This is a genomic window from Kitasatospora cathayae, from assembly GCF_027627435.1.
Classification (GTDB): domain Bacteria; phylum Actinomycetota; class Actinomycetes; order Streptomycetales; family Streptomycetaceae; genus Kitasatospora; species Kitasatospora cathayae.
Window position 1 is genome coordinate 77,910 of the sequence record NZ_CP115450.1, and the last position, 11,524, is coordinate 89,433.

Genomic DNA, 11,524 nt, shown 5'->3' on the forward strand with positions numbered 1-11,524 from the left:
TCGCCGCGCTCCTGGGCGCCTCCCAGCGGGCGCCGCCGATTGCTCCGATGGGGTGCTGCGCCGCTCGCTCGGAGGGAGGATCGCGACGGCCTGCGCGCCCGAGTGGGGCGTTTCGCACTAGGTTGCCCGCTATGGACGGAAACCAGGGCCACGACCCGTCTCCGGACGGCCTGCCGGAGCACGAGGAAAGGGCGCGGACGAGCACGCCCGGGCCGACGCGCGGCGAGCGCGCCGTGCGGGCCGTCGACGGCCGGCTACCGCTGGCCGAGGCGGGCAAGGAACTGCTCCGCAAGGTGTTCCCCGACCACTGGTCGTTCCTGCTGGGCGAGCTGGCGCTGTACAGCTTCGTCATCCTGCTGCTGACCGGGGTCTTCCTCACCTTCTTCTTCATCCCTAGCATGACCGACCTCGACTACCACGGCCCCTACCTGCCGCTGCGCGGAGTGCGGATGTCCGAGGCCTACGCCTCGACCCTGCGGATCAGCTTCGAGGTGCGCGGCGGACTGCTGGTCCGTCAGATCCACCACTGGGCCGCCCTGCTGTTCGTCGCCTCGATCTGCGCCCACCTGCTGCGGGTGTTCTTCACCGGCGCCTTCCGCCGCCCGCGCGAGCTGAACTGGGTGATCGGGGTGACGATGTTCGCCCTCGCCCTGCTGGAGGGGTTCTCCGGCTACTCGCTGCCGGACGACACCCTCTCCGGCACCGGTCTGAGGATCGCCGAGGGCGTCCTGCTCTCCGTGCCGGTGGTCGGCACCTACCTCAGCTTCTTCGCCTTCGGCGGCGAGTTCCCCGGGCACGCGATCATCCCGCGGCTGTTCACCTTGCACATCCTCCTGGTGCCCGGGCTGCTGCTGGCGCTGATCGGCGCCCACCTGACCCTGGTGGTGGTGCTGAAGCACACCCAGTGGGCGGCGCCCGGCCGCACCAACCGCAACGTGGTGGGGCACCCGTTCTTCCCCCAGTTCCTGGCCCGCACCACCGGTCTGGCGTTCACCGTCGGCGGCATCCTGGCGCTGTCCGCGCTGCTCGCGGAGATCAACCCGATCTGGCGCTACAGCGCCTACCGGCCCGACATCGCCGGGGCGGGCGCCCAGCCCGACTGGTACATCGGCTTCATCGAGGGCGCCCTGCGGCTGATGCCGGCCGTCGAGACCGGGGTGCTCGGACACACCATCTCCTGGAACGCCTTCCTGCCCGCGCTCGTGGTGCCCGGGCTGCTGTTCGCGGGGCTGTACGCCTACCCCTTCGTGGAGCGCTGGCTGACCCCGGGCAGCGGCGAGCACCACCTGTGCGACCGGCCCCGCAACAAGCCCGTCCGCACCGGGCTGGGGGCGGCCGGGGTCGCCTTCTACACGGTGCTGCTCGTCGCCGGCGGCAACGACGTGATCGCCTACTACTTCGGGGTCTCGGTCAACTCGCTGACCTGGGGGCTGCGGGCGGCGTTCTTCCTGGCGCCGCCGTTCGCCTTCATGCTGACCCGCCGGTTCTGCCTGGCCCTCCAGGCCCGCGACCGCGCCCGGCTGCTGGACGGCGACGAGACCGGCCGGATCGACCAGTCGATCGAGGGCGGTTTCGACGGGCACCACCGGCCGGTGCCGGCCGCCGAGCGGTACGTGATGCTGGTCCGGGACGCGCCGCGGCCGGACGAGCCGCTGCCCGGGGCGCCGCGCACCGAGCGGATCCGGGCGGCGCTCGGCACCTGGTACCACGGCGACCGGGTCGAGCTGCCCGCCACCGAGCAGGAGTCCCGCGCCGTCACGGCCGTCCTCACCGATCCGGTGCACCCCCCGCGGTCGGCCGTCGAGCGGCCCGCGCCCACGGGGGGACGCGGGCCGCTGGGCCGGCTGTTCCGGTGGCTCAGGCCCCGTCGTCGCCGCGGTCGTGGTACTGGAAGATGAAGCCGAACACCGCGAAGCCGAGCAGCACCGTCCCGCAGACGATCAGCCAGAGGGCGTACACCAGGCCCAGCGCGAAGAGCGCCACGCCCACCGCGGTGAGCACCGGGTAGCCGCTGCGGGGCGGGAAGAAGCCCTTCGGCCCGGAGCTCTCGACGATCTCGGCTTCGTCACGGTCCTCGGGCCGTCCGCCGCCCTTCCGCTGGTGCTGGACGAACCAGAACAGCGCGACCAGCGCCGACATCAGGAACGCGACCGTCAGGATCGCCTTGCCGGCGGGCTCCCGGGCCCAGAACCCGTAAATGAGCCCGGTCACCGCGAAGAACAGCGTCATCACGGTGAACAGCCAGCCCTCGGCCTTCATCGCTCCTCCTCCTGTCCGCTCCGGCCGCCCTGGTGCTGTTCGGAATCGCTCGACGACTGCTCCGGTGGCGCCTCCGGGTGGTGCAGGTCGAAGGCCGGCGATTCGGAGCGGATCCGGGGCAGCACCAGGAAGTTGTGGTGCGGGGGCGGGCAGGAGGTGGCCCATTCGAGCGAGCGTCCCCAACCCCACGGGTCGTCCTGGCCGACCCGGGTGCCGTACCGGGTGGTGATCCAGACGTTGTAGAAGAACGGCAGGTTGGAGATCCCGAGCAGGAAGGCCCCGATCGAGGCGACCACGTTGAGCGTGGTGAAGCCGTCCACCGCCAGGTACGTCGCGTAGCGCCGGGGCATGCCCTGGGCGCCCAGCCAGTGCATCACCAGGAAGGTGGTCTGGAAGCCGACGAAGAGGATCCAGAACTGCACCTTGCCGAGCCGCTCGTCGAGCATCTTCCCGGTGATCTTCGGCCACCAGAAGTAGAAGCCCCCGAAGGTCGCGAACACGACCGTCCCGAACAGCACGTAGTGGAGGTGGGCCACCACGAAGTAGCTGTCGGTGACGTGGAAGTCGATCGGCGGCGCGGCCAGCAGCACCCCGCTCAGGCCGCCGAACAGGAAGGTCACCAGGAACCCGATCGACCACAGCATCGGGGTCTCGAAGGACAGTGAGCCGTTCCACATGGTCCCGATCCAGTTGAAGAACTTCACCCCGGTGGGCACCGCGATGAGGAAGGACATCATCGAGAAGAACGGCAGCAGCACCTGCCCGGTGGCGAACATGTGGTGGGCCCACACCGACATCGACAGGGAGGTGATGGCGATGGTCGCGCCGATCATCCCGTAGTAGCCGAACAGCGGCTTGCGGCTGAAGACCGGGATGATCTCGCTGACGATGCCGAAGAACGGCACCGCGACGATGTACACCTCCGGGTGGCCGAAGAACCAGAACAGGTGCTGCCACAGCAGCGCCCCGCCGTTGGCCGGGTCGAAGGCGTGGGCGCCGAACTTGCGGTCCGCCTCCAGCAGCAGCAGGGCGGCGGTGAGCACGGGGAAGGCCAGCAGCACCATGATCGAGGTGAACAGCACGTTCCAGGTGAAGATCGGCATCCGGAACAGCGTCATGCCCGGCGCCCGCAGGCAGGTGATGGTGGTGATGAAGTTGACCGAGCCCAGGATCGTCCCCAGGCCGGCCACCACCAGGCCGAGCGCCCACAGGTCCCCGCCCGTCCCCGGCGAGTGCTCCGGCCCGTTCAGCGGCGCGTAGGCGAACCAGCCGAAGGCGGGCGCCCCGCCGGCGGTGAGGAAGCCGCTCAGCACCATCAGCCCGCCCAGCAGGAAGGCCCAGTAGGTGAAGGCGTTCAGCCGGGGGAAGGCCACGTCGGGGGCGCCGATCTGCAGCGGCATGATCGCGTTGGCGAAGCCGGCGAAGGTCGGGGTGGCGAACAGCAGCAGCATGATCGTGCCGTGCATGGTGAACATCTGGTTGTACTGCAGGTTCGACAGGAACCCGGTGTCGGGGCCCAGCAACTGCGTCCGCATCAGCAGCGCCATCAGGCCCCCCGCCAGGAAGAACCCGAAGGCCGTCACCAGGTAGAGGTTGCCGATCACCTTGTGGTCGGTGGTGAACAGCCAGCCCAACAATCTGCTGCCCCGTCGCACCCTGGCCTGGGTGCGCGGCGGCGCGGCGGTGTCGGATGCACTCATGGAACCTCCGTGATGGAGCAGGTGACACCCCCCGGCGGGACCCTAGCGGCGGCCGGACGGCGCGCCCGGGTGCCACGCGGCAGCAAGGCGGCCGCGGGCCTCGGCCGGTGTGCGGATCCGCCCGATCCGGGCACACGCTGGTGTGGGCGCACCGCGCCCGCGCAGAGCTGAGAGGAACCCGCCATGGCCGCGAAGATCACCTACCGGCGGATCTACGACGACTCCACGGCGCAGGACGGGCAGCGGGTCCTGGTGGACCGCGTCTGGCCGCGCGGGATGAAGAAGGAGGACGCCCACCTGGACGAGTGGCTGCGCGACGTCGCCCCGTCCACCGCGCTGCGCAAGTGGTACGGCCACGACCCGGAGCGCTTCACCGAGTTCCGCCGCCGTTACCTCAGCGAGCTGCGCGACGACGACCACCAGGAGGCCGCCGGGCACCTGCGCGAGCTCGCCGCCCAGGACAAGCTCACCCTGCTGACCGCCACCAAGGACGTCGACCACAGCCAGGCGGCGGTGCTCGCCGAGTGGCTGGCGAAGAAGAAGCGGTGACCGGTCGGCTTCGCGGGACGGGTGGCACGACATGACGGCGATCCTCATCCTGTTCGAACTGGAACAGGACGAGGCCCTGGGGCCGGACGGCGTGGAGCCGGTGGTGCTCGCGGTGCACGCGGCGGGCGGCGATCCGGACGTGCCCGAGGACCCGCTCCCGCGCACCCTGTGCGGCCTGGACACCGATCCGATGGAGCACACCCACTACCGGCCGACCCACCCGGGCGAGCCCTGGTACCCGCCCGCCATGGCCGACCGGCGCTGCCTCGCCTGTGAGGCGGCCCTGCGGGCACAGTGAGCAGATCCGGGATCAGCCTCGGGCGGTGAAGCGCCGCCGCCCGAGGACCACCGCCACCGTCAGCGGCACGGTGGCGACGGCGGCCACCCCGAACAGCAGCTCGAACCGCCCCTGACCGGCCACACCACCGCCCAGCGCGGCACCCAGGGCGCTGCCGACGAACAGCGCCGCGACGTAGCAGGACACCGCCGTCCCGCGCGCCTCCGGCACCACTGAGGTGGCCCAGGCCTGGAGCGTCGAGTGCAGGAACGCCCAGCCCGCGCCGAGCAGCACCGCCACCAGCGCGTACGTCCACACGCCGGGGACCAGCGCCGCCGCCACGTAGCCGGCCAGCACGAAGGCGCCGCCGATCGCGGCCAGGCCGTGCGCCGGGACGCGCCGCGTCAGGACCTTGACGGCACGGGTGAACACCAGCGTCCCCGCGCCGTACAGGGCGGTGATCGCGCCCGCCGCCGCGTCCGAGAGGCCGCGGTGCTGCAGCGCCGGGGCGACGAAGGTCAGTCCGCCGAGCAGCACGGCGCCCTCGACCACACCCAGCGCGGCGACCAGGTACGCGGGCCGGCTGCGCAGCACGGCGCCGAGCTGGGTGGCCAAGCTGCCGGCCGGGGCGCGCTGCGGCTCGGGCACCCGGCGCAGCCCGAGCGCGGCCGCCGCGGCCGCCAGCGCCGGCACCACGAACACCAGACGCCAGTTCAGCCAGTTCGCGACCACCCCGGCGAACAGCGCGGCCAGTCCGCTGCCGAGCCCGAGCGCGGCCATCAGGTCGGCGAGCGCGCCCTGGCGGCGCTCGGGCGCCACCGCGTCGCCGACGAAGCTCAGCGAGCACGGCACCACCGCGCCGAAGGCGAAGCCGGTGACGACCCGCAGGGCGGCGAGCACCGCCAGGTTCGGCGCGGCGGCCGAGGCCAGGCCGGCCAGCGCGGCCACCGCCAGCGCCGTACGGATCACCCGCAGCCGTCCGATCCGGTCGGACAGCACGCCCCAGACCGGCTGTGACAGCCCGTAGGCGAGGGCGTAGCCGCCGGCCACGCCCACCGCGGAGGCCAGCGGGACGTGCAGGGCGGCCGCGACGGTGACCAGGACCGGGCCGATGGCGAAGCGGTCGAAGTTGGCGGTGAACGCGGCGGCGGTGAGCGGGAGCGGCACTCGGGTATCGGGGCGGGCGGAGAGCGGTTCGGCCGTGGGAGCGATCGGAGTCATGCGTCCCATCCTCGGGTCGCCGCGGAACCCGCCGGGCCGTCAGGCGCTCACGGATCATCCTGGGAGTGGGAGTAACAGTCTCGTCCGCACCGGGTGGTCATACCCTTGGCCCACCATGAACGATCGTGAAACACAGCGCCGCGCGGCGCTGGGCGCCTTCCTGCGCTCGCGGCGGGAGCGCCTGACCCCGGGCGAGGTCGGTCTGACCGGCGGCCCCCGGCGCAGAACCCCCGGGCTCCGCCGCGAGGAGGTCGCGCTGCTGTCCGGCGTCAGCGTGTCCTGGTACTCCTGGCTGGAGCAGGGGCGGCCGATCGCCGCGTCCGCCCAGGTCCTCGACGCGCTGGCCACCACCCTGCGGCTGACCGCGGCCGAGCGGCGCCACGTCTTCGACCTCGCCGGCGAGAGCGACTCGGCCCCACGCCCGGCGGCCGACGGCTGCCCGGCGGTCGGCGACCACCTGCGGGCCACCGTCGCGGCGCTGAGCCCGACCCCGGCCTGTCTGCTGGACCGGCACTGGGACGTCCTCGCCCACAACGAGACCGAGGCGGCCATCTACGACGGCCTGGACCGCCTCCCGGTCGAGCGGCGCAACATGATCTGGCTCTGCTTCGGCTGGCAGCCGATGCGCACCGTGCTGAAGAACTGGGAGGCCGAGTCCTGGGCGGTGCTGGCCCAGTTCCGGGCTTCCGCCGACCGCCACCCCGATGACCCGCGCTTCGCCGAGATCGTCGCGGACGTCTCGACCGCCGACCCGGGGTTCCCCGCCCGCTGGGAACGGCACGACGTGGCCGGCTTCAACCCGGCGCTCAAGCGCTTCGACCACCCGCGGCTCGGACTCCTGACCTTCCGCCAGGCCAAGCTGATCGCGGCCGAGGACCCGGACCTGCACCTGGTCGCCCGGCACCCGGCCGACCCGGCCACCCGCCAGGCCGTGGCGGCGGCCGCCGCGCGGCGGTGACCCTTCAGCCGCGGCCGGGACGTACGGCGGCCAGCAGCACCAGGGCGGCGGTCGGCGCGCTCTCCTCCAGGCGGACCTCGACCATCAGCGGGCGGTCCGCGCTCGCGCTCGCCGCCAGGCGGTCGGGCACGAAGGTGGCGGTGCCGTTGGGGCAGGCCCGGACCGAGCGGCAGCCGGGGGCTGTCAGCGGATTCCCGGAACAGCGCGGACCGCCATCCGGGTATGGACCTGGTCGAAGCGGGCACACGCCGGATTCGTAACCATCCGCTCCTCACGAGAGGGCCGAATCCCATGCTTCTCATCGTCCTCGTCCTGTTGTTGGCGATCGTCCTTGGCGGGGTGGGCTTCGTCGTCCACGCCCTGTGGTGGATCGCGCTCGCCGTACTGGTGCTGTGGATCCTCGGCTTCGTGTTCGCCTCCGGCGGCCGCGGTGGCGGCCGGTGGTACCGATGGTGACGCAACCTCCCCAACCCGCGCGGGGCCGGCCATGACCGGCCCCCGACGGCCGGTCGACCGCGGCTCCGGCTCCGGCTCCGGCTCCGGCTCCGGCTCCGGCTCCGGCTCCGACGACACTGTCGAAGCCGCCCTGCGCGACGAACGCCGCGCCTACGAGCCGGACGGCGAGCAGCCGATCGGCGGATACCTCGCCGTGATGGCCGCCTACCTCGGCGGCACCGGCCTGCTCGCCGCCGTCGCCCGGCGCACCGGGCGGCCGCTGCCCGACCCCGGCCCGTGGGACGTGGTGCTCACCGCCGGCGCGGTGCACCAGCTGTCCCGGCTGCTCGCTAAGGATCCGGTCACCAGTCCGCTGCGGCTGCCCTTCGCCCGCTTCCGGGGCCAGGCCGGTCCGGCCGAACTCGCCGAGGACGTCCGTGGTACGGGTGTGCGCCGCGCCGTCGGCGAACTGATCACCTGCCCGTTCTGCACCGGCCTGTGGGTCGCGACGGGCCTGACCGGCGCCCAGGTGTTCGCACCCGCGGCGACCAGGATCGTCTGCTCGGGGCTCACCGCCCTCACGGTCGCCGACCTGCTGCACTTCCTCCGGGTCGGCCTCCAACAGGCCGTCGACTGACCCCGCCCACCCTCAGCCACACTGACCCCGCCCACCCTCAGCCACGCGGGGTCAGCGCAGCAGCACGGCCAGCAGCTCCGAGACGGTGGGCCCGGCGTCCGCCGGATGGCGCAGCTGCTTCCCGGTGATCACCCGGTAGTGGTTGACCCGCCCCTGGCGCTCGTGGCTGAGGTACCCGCCCTCCTCGAGGTCGACGATGATCCGCTGCACGGCCCGCTCGGTGAGCATGCAGCGGGTGGCGATGTCCCGTACCCGGATGCCGGGGTCGCGGGCGATCTGCACCAGCACGCGGGCGTGGTTGGTGAGGAAGGTCCATCCCGGCCGGTCGATCATGGTCTCAGCCTACGGCCGGTGTTGCGGCCCCGCGGCGGCGCGCCGGGCCGTCGGAGGGGGTGCGGGCACCCCAGGGGTCGACGATCCGGTCCAGTCGTTCCCTCACGTCAGACACCTCCTCGGTCGGGAGGGCGGGTCCGGGGCCGGGCCCGCCCCCGGTTTCAGGACCGTCCGCGGCCGGTGACCAGGTCCCGGGCCCGGTCCACGAGTCCGGCTCCGGGCGCCAGCAGCTTGTTCGCGGGCGGGGTGTCCGGGGCGGACGGGTGGGGCCGGGTCGGCGCCAGCTTCTTCGCGCGCCGGACCTGGTCGCCGAGCTCGTTCAGCGTGTCGGGCGAGCAGGCGCGCTCGAGCGCGGGGAAGAGGTTCTGCTCCTCGTCCGCGACGTGCTGCCTGACCTCGGACACCACCTGTTCCACCAGCATGTCGAACCGGCTGTCGGTGGCCTCCATGCCCTCCAGCTCCTTCAGCAGCCGTTCGACCGCGGCGTGGTCGGAGATCTCCTTGTCCGCGATCGGACCGCCCCCGGGGACGTGCTCGCGCACCGCCGGGTAGAGGTACTCCTCCTCGGCCACCGAGTGGCGCACCAGCTCGATCGTGAACTCGTCCACGAGTTCGCGCCGCCGCGGGGCGCCCGGTGGCAGCGCCTGGACCTCGTCGAACAGGCCCGCCACCTCGCGGTGATCGGTCGTCAACTCGGCGATGACGTTTCCGCCGTGTCCCATGATCCTCACTCCTTCCGGGTCCCCCGCCGACCGGACGTCCGCGGGTCACCGCTCGGCTGCCCGGGACCACCCGGGCGAAACCGGGCGGGGCGCCGCCCTAGCGCGGGCCGCCCGGGGTCAGGAACTCGCGCAGCCGTTCCATCAGCGGGCGTTCGGGCGGCGGCAGCCGGTCGGCGGGGCGTTTGGTCGGGGGCTGGTGGCGCGGCCGGCCGGAGGAGCGGGCCTTGGTCTCGCGGGCGCGGGCGGCCAGGAGGCGCAGTTCGGCCTCGGTGGTGACGGCCCGTACGGCCGGGAACAGCCGGTGCTCCTCCTCGGCGGCGTGCCGGGTGACCTCCTCCGCCAGCCTGGCCACCAGGCGGTCGAAGCTCGGCCCGTCGGCCCGGGTCGGGCGCAGTTCCCCGAGCAGGGCCTCCACCGCGCCGTGGTCGGCGAGTTCGCGCTCCACCACGGCCGGGCCGTCGGTCAGGCGGTCCCGGGCGAGCGGGTAGAGGTGTTGCTCCTCGGCGCGGGTGTGGCGCACCAGCTGGTCGGTCACCTGATCGGCCAGCTCCTTGCGCTGCGGGTCCCCGCTGGGGAGACCGCTGAGTTCGCTGAAGTGGACCAGAACGGCCTGGTGGTCGGCGGTGAGCTGGTCCAGCAGGTCTTCGTCGTGCTGCACGGGACTTCCTTCCTGGTTGTCGCGGACCGTGCTTGCTGGGGTTCCGGCCTCCTGCGGCCTGCCCTGGTCAGCCTTCCAGCGCGTCGGCGATGCGGTGCAGCACGCCGCCGGCGGTCGGCCGGCGCGGGGCGGTCTCGCGCACGGCCTGCATCCGCTCGCCCAGTTCCCGCAGTTCCGTGCGGCCGAGCGCGGCCCGCACCATCGGGAACCAGTCGGCCTCCTCCTGCTCGATGTGCCGTTCCACGGCGTCGATCAGGACGGCGGTCTTGGCGTCGTAGCCCTCATCGTCGGGGGTCATCCGGCTGAGCTCCTCGCAGAGCAGGTCGGCGACGTGGTGCTCCTGCTCGGCGCGGTCCATCTCCTCGGCGAGCCCGGGCAGCTCCTGGCGGATCCTGGGATAGACCAGTTCGTCCTCCAGATAGGTGTGGACGGTCAGCTCCTCGACGATCTTCTGGACCGTCCTGTGCCGTGCCCCGTCGTCGCCGTCGGCGAGCCCCCGGTACTCGCGGAACAGGCGGCGGACCTCCTTGTGGTCCTCCCGTAGCAGGACGATGGCATCGTTCGACATCGCTGGTCGCCTCCTCGACGGTTCCCCTCGCCGGTCCGGCGTGTCCCCGGGCGACCCGGCGGCAAACACGGGCCTCCGACGGAACCGCCACCAGCACGAACGCCGCCGTGGGGAGGGCGGCCGGCAGGATTACCGCCGCCGGTCCCGGGCAGCCGTCGGATACGTCCCGGCTCCGGATCGACGACCGGGACGGCCAACGTCACATCTGCCGCGGCGACGAGGAGCAGCTCTTCCCCGCCCTTCGGGCGCGCGCCCGACCGGACGCGCTGCGGCGGTGCGAGCGCCGGCTGCGCGAGGCCGGGGCCGGCCCGCGGGGCTCGCCGTGTCCGACGGTCTGGGGGCTTCCGCCGGGCGCCGGGGCGATCACCGCCCTGCGCAACCACCTCGCCGGGCACGACACCACCGGGCAGCGCTCGCCCTGAGCCCCGGCCCCACCCGGCCCGGCCGGCCCGTCCCGATCCCTGATCCGCCCGCCGAGGACCGTTTGCCGCCTCCCACGGCGGCAACCCGCAGGAGTATGGCCTACCTGGGAGAACCCGTACCGACCGTCCCGCAGCCCCGCCCGATCGCCGAGCCCCCGGGCCGGACCGGTCCCTGGCTGTTCGTCCGCCCCGGCGGAGCGGCGGCCGACGGGCCGTCGGGGGCGGTGTTGTTCGGCCGTGACGGCACGCTCCTCCAGAACGTCGCCTGCAACGGCGACCCCGCCATGGTCCATCCGATGGCGGGCGTCCGGGCCGCGCTCTCGGCGCTGCGCGGGGCGGGCTTCGCGCTCGGCGTGCTGAGCAACCAGCCCGCCGTGGCCCGCGGGCTGCTCGGGCGCGGGCAGGTCGAGGCGGTCCAGGCCCGGGCCGAGGCGCTCCTGGGGACGATCGACGTGTGGGCGGTGTGTCCGCACGGATCGCACGACGGCTGCGCCTGCCGCATGCCCGCCCCCGGTCTGGTGATCGCCGCCTGCCGGGCACTCGGCCTGCCGCCCTCGCGCCTCACGGTGGTCGGCTGCGAGGAGACCGTGATCGCCGCCGCGCTCGCGGCCGGCGCCCACGCCATCCGGGTCCCGGGCGCGCCCCGGCCGGTAGCCGATCCGCACCTGCCCTGCACGCTGACGGCCTGCCCGGCGGCCGACGGACCGGCCGAGGCGGCCTACCTGCTGCTACAGCACTGACCCCCGGACTCGAGGACACCCGAAGCTCCAGGACGGAGAAAGCGA

Annotated in this window: 16 protein-coding genes; 8 read left to right on the forward strand and 8 right to left on the reverse strand. The window is 73.2% G+C overall.

From position 1 onward, the window contains the following. Nucleotides 1-131 precede the first annotated feature (131 nt). A complete protein-coding gene (gene qcrB / locus O1G21_RS00440; RefSeq protein WP_270139714.1) occupies nt 132-1,898 on the forward strand; it encodes a cytochrome bc1 complex cytochrome b subunit in 1,767 nt (588 codons plus the stop codon). On the opposite strand, the gene ctaF is transcribed toward qcrB, so the two are convergent. Continuing rightward, nucleotides 1,858-2,259, reverse strand: coding sequence for an aa3-type cytochrome oxidase subunit IV (gene ctaF, locus O1G21_RS00445; RefSeq protein ID WP_270139716.1), 402 nt, complete (start codon nt 2,257-2,259; stop codon nt 1,858-1,860). The genes qcrB and ctaF overlap by 41 nt on opposite strands. Beyond that, entirely contained in the window at nt 2,256-3,959 is a 1,704-nt protein-coding gene (gene ctaD / locus O1G21_RS00450; RefSeq protein ID WP_270139718.1) for an aa3-type cytochrome oxidase subunit I, read from the reverse strand. Before ctaD ends, ctaF begins: the two co-directional genes overlap by 4 nt. Before the next feature lie 183 nt (nt 3,960-4,142). Here ctaD and O1G21_RS00455 point away from each other — a divergent pair, with 183 nt between their 5' ends. Beyond that, nucleotides 4,143-4,508 carry a DUF488 domain-containing protein gene (locus O1G21_RS00455; protein WP_270139720.1) on the forward strand — a complete coding sequence of 122 codons (366 nt, stop codon included), beginning with the start codon at nt 4,143-4,145 and terminating at the stop codon, nt 4,506-4,508. A gap of 31 nt (nt 4,509-4,539) precedes the next feature. Next, a complete protein-coding gene (locus O1G21_RS00460; protein WP_270139722.1) occupies nt 4,540-4,806 on the forward strand; it encodes a hypothetical protein in 267 nt (88 codons plus the stop codon). Nucleotides 4,807-4,818: 12 nt separating this feature from the next. Here O1G21_RS00460 and O1G21_RS00465 read toward each other — a convergent pair whose 3' ends face one another. Beyond that, nucleotides 4,819-6,006, reverse strand: a complete 1,188-nt coding sequence (locus O1G21_RS00465) for an MFS transporter (protein WP_270139724.1) — start codon at nt 6,004-6,006, stop codon at nt 4,819-4,821. A 115-nt stretch (nt 6,007-6,121) separates the two neighbouring features. On the opposite strand from O1G21_RS00465, the gene O1G21_RS00470 reads away from it, so the two are divergent. Continuing rightward, complete coding sequence (locus tag O1G21_RS00470; protein ID WP_270139726.1) at nt 6,122-6,964, forward strand: helix-turn-helix transcriptional regulator; 843 nt, start codon at nt 6,122-6,124, stop codon at nt 6,962-6,964. Between the two features lie 4 nt (nt 6,965-6,968). Here O1G21_RS00470 and O1G21_RS00475 read toward each other — a convergent pair whose 3' ends face one another. Beyond that, nucleotides 6,969-7,094 carry a hypothetical protein gene (locus tag O1G21_RS00475; protein ID WP_270139728.1) on the reverse strand — a complete coding sequence of 42 codons (126 nt, stop codon included), beginning with the start codon at nt 7,092-7,094 and terminating at the stop codon, nt 6,969-6,971. 161 nt (nt 7,095-7,255) lie between these two features. On the opposite strand from O1G21_RS00475, the gene O1G21_RS00480 reads away from it, so the two are divergent. Together O1G21_RS00480 and O1G21_RS00485 are read left to right on the forward strand one after the other, a co-directional pair. After that, entirely contained in the window at nt 7,256-7,420 is a 165-nt protein-coding gene (locus tag O1G21_RS00480) for a hydrophobic protein (RefSeq protein WP_270139729.1), read from the forward strand. A 31-nt stretch (nt 7,421-7,451) separates the two neighbouring features. Then, on the forward strand, nt 7,452-8,036 hold the full coding sequence (locus tag O1G21_RS00485) for a DUF1360 domain-containing protein (protein WP_270139730.1): 585 nt from the start codon (nt 7,452-7,454) through the stop codon (nt 8,034-8,036). Nucleotides 8,037-8,087: 51 nt separating this feature from the next. On the opposite strand, the gene O1G21_RS00490 is transcribed toward O1G21_RS00485, so the two are convergent. The 4 genes from O1G21_RS00490 to O1G21_RS00505 form a co-directional block, all read right to left on the reverse strand. After that, the gene (locus O1G21_RS00490; RefSeq protein ID WP_270139731.1) at nt 8,088-8,369 is read right to left on the reverse strand and encodes a helix-turn-helix transcriptional regulator; all 282 of its coding nucleotides are present in this window, start codon (nt 8,367-8,369) and stop codon (nt 8,088-8,090) included. 161 nt (nt 8,370-8,530) lie between these two features. Next, a complete protein-coding gene (locus tag O1G21_RS00495) occupies nt 8,531-9,091 on the reverse strand; it encodes a hemerythrin domain-containing protein (protein WP_270139732.1) in 561 nt (186 codons plus the stop codon). A gap of 97 nt (nt 9,092-9,188) precedes the next feature. Next, a complete protein-coding gene (locus O1G21_RS00500; protein ID WP_270139733.1) occupies nt 9,189-9,749 on the reverse strand; it encodes a hemerythrin domain-containing protein in 561 nt (186 codons plus the stop codon). 67 nt (nt 9,750-9,816) lie between these two features. Then, entirely contained in the window at nt 9,817-10,317 is a 501-nt protein-coding gene (locus tag O1G21_RS00505; RefSeq protein ID WP_270139735.1) for a hemerythrin domain-containing protein, read from the reverse strand. 107 nt (nt 10,318-10,424) lie between these two features. Here O1G21_RS00505 and O1G21_RS00510 point away from each other — a divergent pair, with 107 nt between their 5' ends. Both O1G21_RS00510 and O1G21_RS00515 read left to right on the forward strand, forming a co-directional pair. Further along, nucleotides 10,425-10,739 carry a hypothetical protein gene (locus tag O1G21_RS00510; protein WP_270139737.1) on the forward strand — a complete coding sequence of 105 codons (315 nt, stop codon included), beginning with the start codon at nt 10,425-10,427 and terminating at the stop codon, nt 10,737-10,739. Between the two features lie 95 nt (nt 10,740-10,834). Continuing rightward, nucleotides 10,835-11,479 carry an HAD-IIIA family hydrolase gene (locus O1G21_RS00515; RefSeq protein ID WP_270139738.1) on the forward strand — a complete coding sequence of 215 codons (645 nt, stop codon included), beginning with the start codon at nt 10,835-10,837 and terminating at the stop codon, nt 11,477-11,479. The last annotated feature ends 45 nt before the right edge of the window (nt 11,480-11,524 follow it).

Coding starts and splice junctions, on each gene's coding strand:
- qcrB (WP_270139714.1), top strand. CDS start 132: ATGGACGGAAACCAGGGCCACGACCCGTCTCCGGACGGCCTGCCGGAG.
- ctaF (WP_270139716.1), bottom strand. CDS start 2,259: ATGAAGGCCGAGGGCTGGCTGTTCACCGTGATGACGCTGTTCTTCGCG.
- ctaD (WP_270139718.1), bottom strand. CDS start 3,959: ATGAGTGCATCCGACACCGCCGCGCCGCCGCGCACCCAGGCCAGGGTG.
- O1G21_RS00455 (WP_270139720.1), top strand. CDS start 4,143: ATGGCCGCGAAGATCACCTACCGGCGGATCTACGACGACTCCACGGCG.
- O1G21_RS00460 (WP_270139722.1), top strand. CDS start 4,540: ATGACGGCGATCCTCATCCTGTTCGAACTGGAACAGGACGAGGCCCTG.
- O1G21_RS00465 (WP_270139724.1), bottom strand. CDS start 6,006: ATGACTCCGATCGCTCCCACGGCCGAACCGCTCTCCGCCCGCCCCGAT.
- O1G21_RS00470 (WP_270139726.1), top strand. CDS start 6,122: ATGAACGATCGTGAAACACAGCGCCGCGCGGCGCTGGGCGCCTTCCTG.
- O1G21_RS00480 (WP_270139729.1), top strand. CDS start 7,256: ATGCTTCTCATCGTCCTCGTCCTGTTGTTGGCGATCGTCCTTGGCGGG.
- O1G21_RS00485 (WP_270139730.1), top strand. CDS start 7,452: ATGACCGGCCCCCGACGGCCGGTCGACCGCGGCTCCGGCTCCGGCTCC.
- O1G21_RS00490 (WP_270139731.1), bottom strand. CDS start 8,369: ATGATCGACCGGCCGGGATGGACCTTCCTCACCAACCACGCCCGCGTG.
- O1G21_RS00495 (WP_270139732.1), bottom strand. CDS start 9,091: ATGGGACACGGCGGAAACGTCATCGCCGAGTTGACGACCGATCACCGC.
- O1G21_RS00505 (WP_270139735.1), bottom strand. CDS start 10,317: ATGTCGAACGATGCCATCGTCCTGCTACGGGAGGACCACAAGGAGGTC.
- O1G21_RS00515 (WP_270139738.1), top strand. CDS start 10,835: ATGGCCTACCTGGGAGAACCCGTACCGACCGTCCCGCAGCCCCGCCCG.